1 protein-coding gene is annotated in these 328 nt (G+C 56.4%); it reads left to right on the top strand.

Annotated features, from left to right (window positions below; translation table 11 throughout):
• The coding region (locus tag ACM6IP_RS26060) for an immunoglobulin-like domain-containing protein (protein ID WP_414862612.1) at positions 1-328 on the top strand (328 nt) is incomplete at both ends.

The raw sequence follows: 328 nt of genomic DNA, 5'->3' as shown, positions 1-328 counted from the left end.
AGATGCAATCGTCAACAAACTCGAGTCGGTCTCGGCCAACAACTTCGAGAAGCTGACCTTGGGCGATACCACGCTGACTACCAGCGTGACGGACGAGCCAGGCACTGACGGCGACAAGATCACCGTCACCATCGAAAGCAACGGCGACGTGCTGGAAAACGCTGCGCCGAAGTTCACCGTCAAAGTCGATCAGGAACTGAAACAAGACCTGACCGTCACCCTGAGCAACGGTGCCGTTGTTGTAATCAAAGCCGGCACCACCAGCGTGCCATACGAGCTGAAAGCCCAGGGCGACGACGTCTACAAAGACGGCGAAACCATCAAACTC

The sequence above is a fragment of the Pseudomonas sp. IT-P176 genome (genome assembly GCF_949767245.1).
Lineage (GTDB): Bacteria > Pseudomonadota > Gammaproteobacteria > Pseudomonadales > Pseudomonadaceae > Aquipseudomonas.
This window is presented reverse-complemented; position numbering and strand designations above follow the sequence as displayed.